General features: G+C 71.2%; 14 protein-coding genes. 7 read left to right on the top strand and 7 right to left on the bottom strand.

Translation table 11 applies throughout. The features are described 5' to 3' along the window. Positions 1-166 precede the first annotated feature (166 nt). Together sucC and sucD are read left to right on the top strand one after the other, a co-directional pair. Positions 167-1,351, top strand: a complete 1,185-nt coding sequence (gene sucC / locus ACFCZF_RS00245; protein WP_376669747.1) for an ADP-forming succinate--CoA ligase subunit beta — start codon at positions 167-169, stop codon at positions 1,349-1,351. Between the two features lie 28 nt (positions 1,352-1,379). Next, entirely contained in the window at positions 1,380-2,264 is an 885-nt protein-coding gene (gene sucD / locus ACFCZF_RS00240) for a succinate--CoA ligase subunit alpha (RefSeq protein ID WP_356601891.1), read from the top strand. 85 nt (positions 2,265-2,349) lie between these two features. On the opposite strand, the gene ACFCZF_RS00235 is transcribed toward sucD, so the two are convergent. After that, positions 2,350-3,624: a helix-turn-helix domain-containing protein gene (locus ACFCZF_RS00235; RefSeq protein WP_376669746.1), complete on the bottom strand. Its 1,275-nt coding sequence runs from the start codon at positions 3,622-3,624 to the stop codon at positions 2,350-2,352. 104 nt (positions 3,625-3,728) lie between these two features. Here ACFCZF_RS00235 and ACFCZF_RS00230 point away from each other — a divergent pair, with 104 nt between their 5' ends. Then, on the top strand, positions 3,729-5,324 hold the full coding sequence (locus ACFCZF_RS00230) for a DUF6350 family protein (protein WP_376669745.1): 1,596 nt from the start codon (positions 3,729-3,731) through the stop codon (positions 5,322-5,324). A 268-nt stretch (positions 5,325-5,592) separates the two neighbouring features. On the opposite strand, the gene ACFCZF_RS00225 is transcribed toward ACFCZF_RS00230, so the two are convergent. Further along, positions 5,593-6,381, bottom strand: a complete 789-nt coding sequence (locus tag ACFCZF_RS00225; protein ID WP_375916014.1) for a hypothetical protein — start codon at positions 6,379-6,381, stop codon at positions 5,593-5,595. A gap of 339 nt (positions 6,382-6,720) precedes the next feature. Between ACFCZF_RS00225 and purN the strand changes: the two genes are divergently transcribed. Beyond that, positions 6,721-7,359 (top strand): phosphoribosylglycinamide formyltransferase, encoded by a 639-nt coding sequence (gene purN / locus ACFCZF_RS00220; RefSeq protein ID WP_337304206.1) that lies wholly within the window; start codon positions 6,721-6,723, stop codon positions 7,357-7,359. Next, entirely contained in the window at positions 7,356-8,927 is a 1,572-nt protein-coding gene (gene purH / locus ACFCZF_RS00215; protein ID WP_376669744.1) for a bifunctional phosphoribosylaminoimidazolecarboxamide formyltransferase/IMP cyclohydrolase, read from the top strand. Before purN ends, purH begins: the two co-directional genes overlap by 4 nt. Positions 8,928-8,974: 47 nt before the next feature. Here the strand turns inward: purH and ACFCZF_RS00210 are convergent, their stop codons facing one another. The 4 genes from ACFCZF_RS00210 to ACFCZF_RS00195 form a co-directional block, all read right to left on the bottom strand. Then, positions 8,975-9,883, bottom strand: coding sequence for a hypothetical protein (locus ACFCZF_RS00210; RefSeq protein WP_376669743.1), 909 nt, complete (start codon positions 9,881-9,883; stop codon positions 8,975-8,977). A gap of 4 nt (positions 9,884-9,887) precedes the next feature. Then, complete coding sequence (locus ACFCZF_RS00205; protein ID WP_376669742.1) at positions 9,888-10,265, bottom strand: peptidase inhibitor family I36 protein; 378 nt, start codon at positions 10,263-10,265, stop codon at positions 9,888-9,890. Between the two features lie 72 nt (positions 10,266-10,337). After that, a complete protein-coding gene (locus ACFCZF_RS00200) occupies positions 10,338-10,715 on the bottom strand; it encodes an ATP-binding protein (RefSeq protein ID WP_376669741.1) in 378 nt (125 codons plus the stop codon). Continuing rightward, complete coding sequence (locus ACFCZF_RS00195; RefSeq protein ID WP_376669740.1) at positions 10,712-10,915, bottom strand: hypothetical protein; 204 nt, start codon at positions 10,913-10,915, stop codon at positions 10,712-10,714. Before ACFCZF_RS00195 ends, ACFCZF_RS00200 begins: the two co-directional genes overlap by 4 nt. Positions 10,916-11,036: 121 nt before the next feature. Between ACFCZF_RS00195 and ACFCZF_RS00190 the strand changes: the two genes are divergently transcribed. Both ACFCZF_RS00190 and ACFCZF_RS00185 read left to right on the top strand, forming a co-directional pair. Further along, entirely contained in the window at positions 11,037-11,945 is a 909-nt protein-coding gene (locus tag ACFCZF_RS00190) for a helix-turn-helix domain-containing protein (RefSeq protein ID WP_376669934.1), read from the top strand. After that, the gene (locus ACFCZF_RS00185) at positions 11,869-12,066 is read left to right on the top strand and encodes a DUF397 domain-containing protein (RefSeq protein ID WP_376669739.1); all 198 of its coding nucleotides are present in this window, start codon (positions 11,869-11,871) and stop codon (positions 12,064-12,066) included. Before ACFCZF_RS00190 ends, ACFCZF_RS00185 begins: the two co-directional genes overlap by 77 nt. Positions 12,067-12,074: 8 nt before the next feature. Here the strand turns inward: ACFCZF_RS00185 and ACFCZF_RS00180 are convergent, their stop codons facing one another. Beyond that, complete coding sequence (locus ACFCZF_RS00180; protein ID WP_376669738.1) at positions 12,075-12,530, bottom strand: hypothetical protein; 456 nt, start codon at positions 12,528-12,530, stop codon at positions 12,075-12,077. Positions 12,531-12,538: the final 8 nt, after the last annotated feature.

The following is a 12,538-nucleotide window of genomic DNA, read 5'->3' as shown; positions in this document are numbered from 1 at the left end:
CGATTTAGAGACCCTCCGCAAGCGGCGATAACCTGCGAGACGGACATGCCGCGCGCTCGGACACCGTGTGCGCCCCCCTTGTGACTCACAGCGGACGTCACGTTGCCCTTCGCGGCACGCCCACGCATCCAACGAACCGCGAGATCACTGATAGGGACGGAAGCGCGTGGACCTGTTCGAGTACCAGGCGAGGGACCTCTTCGCCAAGCACGATGTACCGGTGCTGGCCGGTGAAGTCATCGACACGCCTGAGGCGGCGCGCGAGATCACCGAGCGTCTGGGCGGCAAGTCCGTCGTCAAGGCGCAGGTGAAGGTCGGTGGTCGCGGCAAGGCCGGTGGCGTGAAGCTGGCCGCCTCCGCGGACGAGGCCGTCGCCCGGGCGACGGACATCCTCGGCATGGACATCAAGGGCCACACGGTCCACAAGGTGATGCTGGCCGAGACCGCCCCGGAGATCGTCGAGGAGTACTACGTCTCCTTCCTCCTCGACCGTGCCAACCGCACCTTCCTCTCCATCGCCTCCGTCGAGGGCGGCATGGAGATCGAGGAGGTGGCGGCCACCCGTCCGGAGGCCGTCGCCAAGACCCCGATCGACGCGATCGACGGCGTGACGCCGTCGAAGGCGCGCGAGATCGTCGAGGCCGCGAAGTTCCCGGCCGAGGTCGCCGACCAGGTCGCCGACATCCTGGTCAAGCTGTGGGACACCTTCATCAAGGAGGACGCCCTCCTGGTCGAGGTCAACCCGCTGGCCAAGGTTGTCTCCGGTGACGTCATCGCCCTCGACGGCAAGGTGTCGCTCGACGACAACGCCGAGTTCCGTCACCCGGACTTCGAGGAGCTCCACGACAAGGCCGCCGCCAACCCGCTCGAGGCGGCTGCCAAGGAGAAGAACCTCAACTACGTCAAGCTCGACGGCGAGGTCGGCATCATCGGCAACGGCGCGGGTCTCGTCATGAGCACCCTCGACGTCGTCGCGTACGCCGGTGAGGCGCACGGCAACGTCAAGCCCGCCAACTTCCTGGACATCGGTGGCGGCGCCTCCGCCCAGGTCATGGCGAACGGCCTGGAGATCATCCTCGGCGACCCGGACGTCCGCTCCGTGTTCGTCAACGTCTTCGGCGGCATCACCGCCTGCGACGAGGTCGCCAACGGCATCGTCCAGGCGCTGAAGCTCCTGGAGGACCGCGGCGAGAAGGTCGAGAAGCCGCTCGTCGTCCGTCTCGACGGCAACAACGCCGAGCTGGGCCGCAAGATCCTCACCGACGCCAACCACCCGCTGGTCCAGCGCGTCGACACCATGGACGGCGCGGCCGACAAGGCCGCCGAGCTGGCTCACGCCGCCGCCAAGTAAGCACTCAGGACGAGGACACCAACACACCATGGCTATCTGGCTCAACAAGGACAGCAAGGTCATCGTCCAGGGCATGACCGGTGCCACCGGCATGAAGCACACCAAGCTCATGCTGGGTGACGGCACCGAGGTCGTGGGCGGCGTGAACCCGCGCAAGGCGGGCACCTCCGTGGACTTCGACGGCACCGAGGTACCGGTCTTCGGCACCGTCAAGGAGGCCATCGAGAAGACCGGCGCCAACGTCTCCGTCATCTTCGTGCCGGAGAAGTTCACCAAGGACGCCGTCGTCGAGGCCATCGACGCCGAGATCCCGCTGGCCGTCGTGATCACCGAGGGCATCGCCGTGCACGACTCGGCCGCCTTCTGGTCGTACGCCGGCAAGAAGGGCAACAAGACCCGGATCATCGGCCCGAACTGCCCCGGCATCATCACGCCGGGCCAGTCCAACGTCGGCATCATCCCGGGCGACATCACCAAGCCGGGCCGCATCGGTCTGGTCTCGAAGTCCGGCACGCTGACGTACCAGATGATGTACGAGCTGCGTGACATCGGCTTCTCGACCGCCGTCGGCATCGGTGGCGACCCGATCATCGGCACCACGCACATCGACGCGCTCGCCGCGTTCGAGGCCGACCCCGAGACCGACCTGATCGTCATGATCGGCGAGATCGGCGGCGACGCCGAGGAGCGTGCGGCCGAGTACATCTCGAAGAACGTGACCAAGCCGGTCGTCGGCTACGTCGCGGGCTTCACCGCGCCCGAGGGCAAGACCATGGGCCACGCCGGCGCCATCGTCTCCGGTTCGTCCGGCACCGCCCAGGCGAAGAAGGAGGCCCTGGAGGCCGCCGGCGTCAAGGTCGGCAAGACGCCGACCGAGACGGCGAAGCTCGCCCGCGCCATCCTGGCCGGCTGACCCGGCCGCACCGGCCGCGCGCAGCGGCCACACCGAGTGGCCCGCCCCCTGTCCTCGGGGGGCGGGCCACTCGGCGTACGGCACGTCACTCCAGCCGGGGCGTCAGCCGCTCCGGCCCGTCCTGCAACTGGTCCCGCAGCCTCTGCCGCAGCTCCAGCTGTTCGTCCGACAGCGCCCCCGGCGCCACCTTGGGCGGCACTCCGCGCACCGTCTCCCCCGGGGACACGGGCGGCTCGTAGTGCGTGGGCGCGGTGCGCAGGGTCAGGGCCGTGGTGCCGATGAGGGCGACGGTGAAGGCGATCGCGGCCCGGGTCAGCAACCGTGCCCGGCGTTCGCTGCCCATTCGCACCGTAGGCGGCCTGGCGGCCCGCAGCCGCTCGGTCGACGCCAGTTCGGCCAGCCGCCGGTGCAGTACCCGCGGGTCGGCCAGCTCGGGCAGCCGGTCGGCGACGGCCTCGCGGGCGTGCAGCAGCCGGCTGGCCGCCGCCGGGGTGCTCGCCTCCGTCTCCGCGGCCGTCTCGGGCAGGCCCAGGCCCACACCGTCGTACAGCAGGAGTGTGCGGCGGTGCGGCGGGGGGAGTCTGAGGAGGGTGTTCAGCAGGGTGCGGTCGCCGGGGTCGGCGGGCGGCGGCTCCGGATGCCGGTGGCGCAGGCGGAACCGCTGCCAGGGTGAGAGCGCGTACTCGTACGCCGCCGCCCGCACCCAGCCCACCGGGTCGCGGTCGCGGGCCACCTCGGGCCAGTGCTCCCAGGCCACTTGGAAGGCCCGCTCCACCGACTCGCGCGCCAGCTCACGGCGGCCGGTCAGCAGGAAGGTCTGCCGTACGAGGGCGGGGGCGCTGAACTCGTACAGCGCGTCGAATGCCTGAGCGGGCGTCAAGGCGGCCGGATCAGGCATCGGCTCGGGCGTCGGCTCGGGCCGTGGTTCCGGTCCTGACTCCCGTTCAGTAGCCGCTTCGGGATCCGCTTTCGGGCCCGGGTCCGGGTCCGGCCGCCGCTCGTCAAGTGACTTCGCGGGGAGTACGAGACTGTCGGCGGCTTCCTCTGAGGCGTCCGCCGGCCCGGCGCCGACGGCCACGACGACTGGTACCGGGGCCGGTTCCGGGGCTGGTTCCGGCGACGCGGTGGGCCCCGGCTTCGCCCGCCGCGCCGTCGCCTCCTCGGCCAGGGTGTTCAGCAGCTTCGCGTACGCCTCCCGTTTCCGGCCGCGCGGGGTCGTGCGGCCGCTCTCCCACGCACGGACCGTCTCGCGGGTGACGCCCACCCGTGCCGCGAGCTGAGCCTGCGTCAGCGCGGCGGTCTCGCGCAGGCGTCGGCGTGTCTTGGGAGGAGGGAGCGGGGTTGCAGGGCTCCGCGTCACAAGGCGCCCCTTCGTACGAAAAAGTACATAAACATATATTGAGCGACACAGCGGAGCTTCGCCTGTTACGACGGTAAAGCGCGTGTCGTTGGGAGCATGGCGGCGTGATCCAGACGACCGCTCGCCGAGCCCCGTTGTCCCTGCTCCGCACCCGGTGGCGCGACCGGTCGCCCGGGCTGGCCGCCGGCCTCCTGGGCGGCGTGGTCGCGGCGGGACTGGGACTGGCTTCGTGTGCCGCGCTCGTGACCCTGCTGTGGATCAGCTCGCCGTACCCCGACAGCGGGCCCGGCGGCGCACTGCACGTCGCCGCCGCCCTGTGGGTGCTGGCGCACGGCGCCGAACTGGTCCGTGCCGACACGCTCTCCGGCGCCCCAGCGCCCGTGGGCGTCACCCCGTTGCTGCTGCTCCTGCTGCCGGTGTGGCTGCTGCACCGGGCGGCCCGGGACGCCACGGACCCGGGGGACGGCGTGGGCGTGGCGGTGGGCGCGGGTGCGAAGGCGGGGGTCGGTGTGCGGGTGGGCGGGGGCCGGATCCTCCCGGACGCCGGACCGCCGCCCGTCTCCGCGCGCAACGCCTGGGCGGGGGTCGTCGTCGGCTACCTCGCGGTCGCCACGCCCGTCGTGCTGTACGCGGCGGGCGGTGCGCTGCGGCCCTCCTGGTGGTGGGCGGTGGTGTGCCTGCCGCTGGTCGCCATGGGCGCGGCGGGCGCGGGCGTGTGGACGGCGTTCGGCCGTCCGGGCGGGCCGGTGGGACGGGCGCTGCGCGTGCTGCCCCGGAACCTGCGGGAGCTGATGGTGGAACCGGACGCGCGCCTGGGCGCCGCGACACGCGCCGCGGGCGCCGGTGCGGCGGTGCTCGTCGGCGGCGGTGCGCTGCTGCTCGCGGTGTCGCTGGTGTGGCACGGAGCCGCCGCGCGGGAGGCCTTCCTGCAGCTGACCGAGGGGTGGTCGGGGCGGTTCGCCGTGCTGTTGCTCTGTCTGACTCTGGTGCCGAACGCGGCGGTGTGGGCGGCGGCGTACGCCCTCGGTCCCGGCTTCGCGCTCGGTACCGGCCATGCCGTGGACCCCTTCGCTTCCGACCCGGCACCGCTGCTGCCGCCGTTCCCGCTGCTGGCGGCGGTGCCGGACGCGGGACCTGGCACGCCGCTGCACTGGGTGGCCGGGGCGGTGCCGCTGGTGGCGGGGACGGTGGTGGGTTGGTTCACGGCGCGGGCGGCGACGGGGGCGGACCCGGGCGCCCATGAGGCCGCCGGGCCATGGTCATGGCGGCGGACCGTCGCCGCCGCGGTACTGGCCGCCGTGCTCTGCGCGGTCCTCGTCGCCCTGTTGGCCGCGCTGGCGGGTGGGCCGCTCGGGGATGGCGCCCTCGCGCGGTTCGGGCCGGTGTGGTGGCAGGCCGGGGGCGCGACGCTGGCGTGGGTCGGGGTGGTGGCGCTGCCGGTGGCGGTGCTGGCGAGGGCGTGGCGGGGCCGGGGCCGGGGCGCTGCCGCTTCGGCGCAGGTGGTGGAGGGCGGGGACGCGGCTGATACCGGTGGTGGGCGCCGGTGGGGGTGGGTCTCGTTGCCCGTGGTGGGGCGGTGGTGGGGGCGGGGGGACGGTGGTGGCGCCGCCGCCGCCGACGACGCCGGCGGTGGTGGCGAGGCGCCGTACGATCTGCTGCCGGTCGACTCCCCTGGGGAGGGGGCGCCGCGGGTGCCTTGAGTGGCGCCGGCGCGGCGTCGCCGCAGTGGCTTTTTCGCCCCCGCCGCCCCTACCCTTCCCGTCCCTGGGGGCTGCGCCCCCAGACCCCGCTTCGGCCCTGAACGGGCCTCGTCCTCAAACGCCGGACGGGCTGAAAGGCCCCGAACGCCGGACGGGCTGAAAGGCCTCAAACGCCGGACGGGTTGAAAGGCCCCAAGCGCCGGACGGGCTGAAAGGCCTCAAACGCCGGACGGGTTGAAATCGCCGCGCCCGGCGTCAGGAGGTGGCGTCAGCCCTCCGTGCCCAGCAGGTCCCGGAGCTGCTCCGGGAGGTGGGTCTCGCAGTTCTGCTTCGCCGCGTTGGTCAGGGCGTCGTTCCGGCAGGTGTAGTAGTCGCTGTAGACCAGCTGGGCGCCGAAGGACGCGGCGACCAGGACGATGGCCAGGGAGGACGTGACCAGGCCGCTGATCGCTGCGGTCCGCTGCGGACGGCCGGTCTGGTCGGCGGGCGGGGTCGGGGTGTCCGGGTCCGAGGCGGCGCGGGGCTTGGCGCGCAGCGCGCTGATGCCCCAGTACAGGGACAGGGCACCGAGCAGCAGGGCCACGTACGGCCAGGTGAAGAGTGCGAAGAAGAGGGCCCACATGCCGCACAGCAGGGCATAGCGGGCGCGCCGCTGGGTGGGGTCCGTCGGGTCCCAGCGCGGGCCCGTGCCACCGCCGCCCGACCCCTCGGGGCCGGAACCGGAACCGCCGGGCCGGTCGCCGAAGCCGCCGGGGGAGCGGCCGGGCTGCCGGTCGCTCCACTGACGGCCCCACGGGGAACGTCCGCCGTCCCCCCGGGAATCGCCGCCGTCACCCGACGGGTGCCGCGGCTGCCAGGGGCGGTCCGGCGTGCCCTCCGGGGGCGGTGCGAACGGATTGTCCTTCTCGGTGGCGCCGTCCTGCTCGCCGCCGTCCGCCCGGTCCGAGGGGGTGTCGGGCGGTGAAGAGGGGCGCTCCCGCAGCAACACGGTGCTGCGCTCCCCTGGCTGCGCCGACTGCTGGGGGAGCGTGAGCAGTCGCAGGCTGCGGTCCGGCATCAAGTGAGCGTCTTCCCCTTGGCGACAGTGAACGGGCGATCTGAACGGACGATCTGGTGGAACGGACGTACCGGTCGGCACGACTGGTGAACGCGTGACGCGAAGGTGGCGTTCCCGGGTCGGCTCCACGCAGACGCTACCTTCCGGTCACGCCCCCGTCCCGAGGGGGCCGTCCGGTGTGCCGGTATCGTTGCTGACGGTCGGCCGCTTCGTAGACTTCCCCGTATCCCGGGGCGCGAAGCATTCGTACGACCGCACAAACGGATGAACGTACAGAACGTACGGCCGTGAAGACCGCGTTCCCGTGAAGACCCCGCTCCCCCGAGAAAGGCCCCCACCGTGGCCGCCAAGCCCGTGGCCCAGCGAGCCAAGCGCCTCGTCGTGCTGGTCTCCGGATCCGGCACCAACCTTCAGGCGCTCCTCGACGAGATCGCCGCCACCGGCGTCGAGGCCTACGGAGCCGAGATCGTCGCCGTCGGCGCCGACCGCGAGGGCATCGAGGGGCTGGCCCGCGCCGAGCGCGCCGGACTGCCGACGTTCGTACGGAAGGTCAAGGACTACGGGACCCGCGACGCGTGGGACACGGCGCTCGCCGAGGCCGTCGCCGCCCACGAGCCGGACCTCGTCGTCTCGGCCGGGTTCATGAAGATCGTGGGCAAGGAGTTCCTGGCCCGCTTCGGGGGGCGGTTCGTCAACACCCACCCCGCCCTCCTCCCCAGCTTCCCGGGAGCCCACGGTGTGCGGGACGCGCTCGCGTACGGCGCCAGGGTCACCGGCTGCACCGTCCACTTCGTCGACGACGGCGTCGACACCGGGCCGATCATCGCGCAGGGCGTGGTGGAGATCCGGGACGAGGACGACGAGAGCGCTCTGCACGAGCGCATCAAGGAAGTCGAGCGAAGGCTGCTCGTCGATGTCGTGGGGCGGCTCGCCCGCAACGGCTATCGCATTGAGGGACGAAAGGTAGTTATCCAGTGACCGCCACCGCCGAGAGCAACAAGCGGGCCATCCGTCGCGCGCTCGTCAGCGTCTACGACAAGACCGGGCTCGAGGACCTCGCCCGCGGGCTCCACGAGGCGGGCGTCGAACTCGTCTCCACCGGGTCCACGGCCGGCCGCATCTCCGCCGCCGGTGTCCCCGTCACCAAGGTCGAGGAGCTCACCGGCTTCCCCGAGTGCCTGGACGGCCGCGTCAAGACCCTGCACCCGAAGGTGCACGCCGGCATCCTCGCCGACCTGCGCCTGGACAGCCACCGGCAGCAGCTCGACGAGCTGGGCGTGACGCCGTTCGACCTGGTCGTGGTCAACCTCTACCCGTTCCGCGAGACCGTCGCCTCGGGCGCCACCCCCGACGAGTGCGTCGAGCAGATCGACATCGGCGGCCCCTCGATGGTCCGCGCCGCCGCCAAGAACCACCCCTCGGTCGCGGTCGTCACCAGCCCCGCCCGGTACGCCGACGTGCTCTCCGCCGTGAAGGACGGCGGCTTCGACCTCGCCGCCCGCAAGCGGCTGGCCGCCGAGGCCTTCCAGCACACCGCCGCGTACGACGTGGCCGTCGCCTCCTGGTTCGCCTCCGAGTACGCCCCGGTCGACGACTCCTCGTTCCCCGACTTCCTCGGCGCCACCTACGACCGCTCCCACACCCTGCGCTACGGCGAGAACCCGCACCAGCCCGCGGCCCTCTACACCTCGCCCGAGGGTGGCGGTCTCGCGGAGGCCGAGCAGCTGCACGGCAAGGAGATGTCGTACAACAACTACACGGACACGGACGCCGCCCGCCGTGCCGCGTACGACCACGCCGAGCCCTGCGTCGCGATCATCAAGCACGCCAACCCGTGCGGCATCGCGGTCGGCGCGGACGTCGCCGAGGCCCACCGCAAGGCGCACGCCTGCGACCCGCTGTCCGCTTTCGGCGGCGTGATCGCGGTCAACCGTCCGGTCTCCAAGGAGCTGGCCGAGCAGGTCGCGGAAATCTTCACCGAGGTCATCGTCGCGCCGGACTACGAGGACGGCGCCCTCGAAGCCCTCACCAAGAAGAAGAACATCCGCGTGCTGCGCGCCCCCGAGGCCCCCGCCGCCCCGGTCGAGGTCAAGCCCATCGACGGCGGCGCCCTCCTCCAGGTCACCGACCGCCTCCAGGCCGAGGGCGACGACCCGGCCACCTGGACGCTGGCCACCGGCGAGGCCCTCTCCCCGTCCGACCTGGCCGACCTGGCCTTCGCCTGGAAGGCGTGCCGGGCCGTCAAGTCCAACGCGATCCTCCTCGCCAAGGACGGCGCCTCCGTCGGCGTCGGCATGGGCCAGGTCAACCGGGTCGACTCCGCGAAGCTGGCGGTGGAGCGGGCCGGCGCCGAGCGCGCACAGGGCGCGTACGCCGCCTCCGACGCCTTCTTCCCGTTCCCGGACGGCCTGGAGATCCTCACCGCGGCCGGCGTGAAGGCCGTGGTCCAGCCCGGCGGTTCGGTCCGCGACGAACTGGTCGTCGAGGCGGCGAAGAAGGCCGGCGTGACGATGTACTTCACGGGGACGCGGCACTTCTTCCACTGACGCGGCAGGTGAGGGCGTCCCTGTGCGCGGCACCGGGGCGCCCACCCTCACGCGGGTTCTCCCGCCCGCCGCAACGCGCTGTCCCGTGCCGCACGGAACTCCTCCAGCCGGGAGGTGCGCGCGGGCGGCAGCGCCTTCTCCACCTGCTTCTGGGCCCGGGAGATCTCTCCGGCGAGCCCAGCCTCGGCCTGGCACACGGCGTCCCGCACGGCAGTCTTCAGCTCATCGCGTCCAGTGGCGCGCAGGGCGGCCGCGTCCGAGCCGGCGGCGTCGAGCCGCTTCTTCAGCGCCTTGAGCGGGTCCTCGCGGTGCTCGTAACGGAAGCCCTCATCCCGCATGCACGCGGCCCATTTCCGCTCGGCCGCCTTCACGAGGCGGTGGCCGAGCGTGTCTTTCACGATCGCGTTGCGGAGGTGCTGCACGGTGTAGTGGTCCCGCTCCCAGGAGGCGCCGTACAGCGCCCGGCGCCCGACGGACACACAGGAGTCGGTGGCCACCGACAGAGTGGGCCCGTCCTGCAGCACGATCTCTTCACGTGGCCCGTCGGGCGACCCCTTGAGGGCTTCTTCCCACGCCTGACGCTCACGTACGGTCAGGGAGGAGACCTGCTGAGTGTTCGGGTCGGCTGGTGGAGTTCTGAGCCGCCGGGCAGTGAGGCCGTAGCCGTCTGCGGATGCCCGCCGCTGCGTCAGTAGACCGTAGGGGCTCCCGGCGGCCTGTCCTTCGACATCGCCCACGGGACCCACTCGGTAGTCGAACCCGCGTCTGTTCATGCACTGCCGGATCTCCTGCTCTTCCGAACGGTGCAACTCGGCTGCCTCCGCCGCGGTGAAGTGCAGGGCACCGTCCAAGGGACGCGGATCGGGCTGTACGTCTGCCGCGACCTCACGGCCGGGCCCTTGGGAGCACCCGGCCGCGAGGAACGCCGCGGCGGTCAGCCACAGCAGTCTCCGCATCGCGTCACACGCACCAGTTGTTGGACGCGACGTCGTCGGCCCACTTGCCGCCGAGGTGGCCGTCGAGGTTGTAGATGGCGATGCCGCGCGGGAGAACGTAGGAGTCGCCGGAGTAGTTCAACCCGTTGTAGATCCGGACGTTGCAACTGTTGCCGTTGTTGTACAGAGACTCGGCGTTGTTGAACTTGGAGTACTGCAGCAGATCCCTGTTGTCCCCGAACACCTCACCCGGGTCCCCGGCGCCGTGGTCGCCGAGGTAGGCGCACAGGGCGCCGGAGCTGCAGTCGGAGTACGCGGCGCTGGCCGGCGTGGCGGTGGCGGCGATGCCCAGTCCCGCGAGCGCCGCCGCACCGAGCACGGCCGCGATCTTCTTCTTGATCATGCGATGTCCTCCCCTTGTGACGTACTGGATGCGCAGCCATCAATCTGGTCGTGGGGACGAACCCGCGGTACCTCAAACCTTGTAGGGTCGGACTTCGCACCAGACCGTTTTGCCGCAACGCCCCTGCTCAACGCCCCAGCGCAGCGACACCGCGTCCAGCAGCAGAAGGCCTCGACCGCCCTCTTCGGTCTCACCTGGCCGGCGCGGCGCGAGCCAGGCGTGCGGTTCGGGGTCGGTGACCTCCAGCCGTACGTGGTCCCGCGTCCGCGACAGCCGCAGGGTTACCGGGGCGCCCTCGCCGACATGGTCGATGACGTTCGTCAGCAGTTCGCTGACACAGAGTTGGATGTCCGGGCAGGGAGCGCCCAGGTACTCGCGGACGCGGTGGCGGACCTCCGGAACCGCTTTGGGGAGTGCGAGCAGGTCCAGGACGAGGGCGTCCGGGCTCACTCGCCGGCCGCCTTGCGCAGCGCGGCGGTCAGGGCGCGGGCGGTGGCTTCGTTGCAGTTGCCGAGCGCGATCAGGGGCGGTACGGCGTACGCGCTCGCGAAGGTCGGCAGGTCGGTCCCGAGGGAGGGGAGCGTGATGCCGTTCGCCGCCAGGGCGGCGCGGAGTTGTTCGACGTGGGTCGTCGTGTCGTGGGGGTGCATGGCGTACGCCTTCCGTGTCCTGTGCGGTCTGTGACGAATCGCTCACAGAGTGGCGCGGAGTGGCGTAGCGTGAAAGACGTTTTGGTTGCGCACCGTAACTGGCGAACGGCGGTGGTGGGTTGTGCCTCCTCGTAAGGACACCGACGCTTCGGTGAGCGTGCCCTGCTTCTACGGCGCGGAGTTGCGCTACAAGCGGGAGCAGGCGGGGCTGACGCTGGAGCAGTTGGTGGAGGGGAGTTTCCGAGGGATCTCGTTCCTCAGCCAGATCGAGCGGGGTGAGCGCAGGATGCCGACGGATCTCGCCAGACATGTGGACGAGCGACTGGAGACGGACGGGTTTTTCCAGCGGCGCTGTGAAGACGCGGCCAAGGCGCGACGGGTGGGGATCGCCGAGTACTTCGCGGACGTCGTCGAACTGGAGAGGCAGGCGGAGGGCATCGAGGAGTGGGCGCCCTTGCTCGTCCCGGGCCTGCTGCAGACCGGCGCGTATGCGAGCGCGATCACAAGAGCGGCGATGTGGCGGGCGTCGGACGACGTGATCGCGCAGAAAGTCGGCGCTCGACTGGAGCGGTCCAGGATCTTCGAGGGCGAGAACCCGCCCAGGTTCTGGGCGATCCTGGACGGGTCCGTGATCCGCAGACGGGTGCTGCCACCCGCCGGAATGGCCGAACTGCTGGCGCACATCGCAGAGCGGGCCAAGGACACTCGATCCATTCTGCAAGTCGTTCCGGAAACCGCCGCCGTCCACCCCCTGATGATGGGGATGGCCAAGATCATGACCTTTGCCGACGCGCCTCCACTGGTGTACACCGAAGGGGAGCACAGCGGTCAAGTCATCGACTATCCGGCCCTCGTGAAGAACTATCGTGAGTCATACGATCTGCTCAGGGCCGCCGCACTGCCGCCGGAGGCGTCCCTGGCCATGATCGAGGCTGCGGCAGAGGAGTACCGGAATGAAGCCCAACAGCAGGACCGACCTGAGCTTCTTGCGGTGGCGCAAGAGCAGCTACAGCAACGGGACCGGCGGTGACTGTGTCGAGGTGAGCGACGACCTTCCCGGCGTCGTCCCCGTCCGCGACTCCAAGAACCCGCACGGTCCCGCCCTCGTCTTCCCCACAGAGGCCTGGTCCGCCTTCGTCGGCGTGCTCTGAGCCGAGGCTCAGATCAGGAGGTTGGAGCAACTGATGATCCACCGGTGGGACGAGATCCGGTTGTCCACGATGTCGTCGTTGCTGAACCTGTTGTCGCTGAGGTCGTCCGCGTACAGCTCACCCGGCTCCAAGCAGACGAACCCGCCCTTGTAGCCGGGCAGCCGGTAGAAGGACACGACGTCGTACTTCCCGGGGTAACCGGTGTTCATGACGGACGAAGCCCGGTTGTCGTCAGAGCCCTGGAAGGGGCCCTTGTCGTTACCCCAGTCCGAGTCGTAGGACTCGGTGCCGCCGAGATAGATGCCGGAGCAGTCCTTCAACTGCCAGGCTCGGACCATCCCGTCAGAGCCGAACCCTGGCAACTTCCGATTACAGACCGGACCCGCTTGGGCCGTGGTCGCGGTGGCGGAGACGCCGAGCACCGCCAGTCCCAGAGCGGCGAGTGCCGCTGCCGTCCTACGCATGTGCGTCC

Source organism: Streptomyces sp. NPDC056296, from assembly GCF_042268605.1.
Taxonomy (GTDB): domain Bacteria; phylum Actinomycetota; class Actinomycetes; order Streptomycetales; family Streptomycetaceae; genus Streptomyces.
This window is presented reverse-complemented; position numbering and strand designations above follow the sequence as displayed.

What these genes read in the sequence shown, in the direction of transcription:
- sucD (WP_356601891.1), top strand. Translation starts at nt 1,380, where the DNA reads ATGGCTATCTGGCTCAACAAGGACAGCAAGGTCATCGTCCAGGGCATG.
- ACFCZF_RS00225 (WP_375916014.1), bottom strand. Translation starts at nt 6,381, where the DNA reads ATGCCGGACCGCAGCCTGCGACTGCTCACGCTCCCCCAGCAGTCGGCG.
- ACFCZF_RS00210 (WP_376669743.1), bottom strand. Translation starts at nt 9,883, where the DNA reads ATGCGGAGACTGCTGTGGCTGACCGCCGCGGCGTTCCTCGCGGCCGGG.
- ACFCZF_RS00205 (WP_376669742.1), bottom strand. Translation starts at nt 10,265, where the DNA reads ATGATCAAGAAGAAGATCGCGGCCGTGCTCGGTGCGGCGGCGCTCGCG.
- ACFCZF_RS00195 (WP_376669740.1), bottom strand. Translation starts at nt 10,915, where the DNA reads ATGCACCCCCACGACACGACGACCCACGTCGAACAACTCCGCGCCGCC.
- ACFCZF_RS00185 (WP_376669739.1), top strand. Translation starts at nt 11,869, where the DNA reads ATGAAGCCCAACAGCAGGACCGACCTGAGCTTCTTGCGGTGGCGCAAG.
- ACFCZF_RS00180 (WP_376669738.1), bottom strand. Translation starts at nt 12,530, where the DNA reads ATGCGTAGGACGGCAGCGGCACTCGCCGCTCTGGGACTGGCGGTGCTC.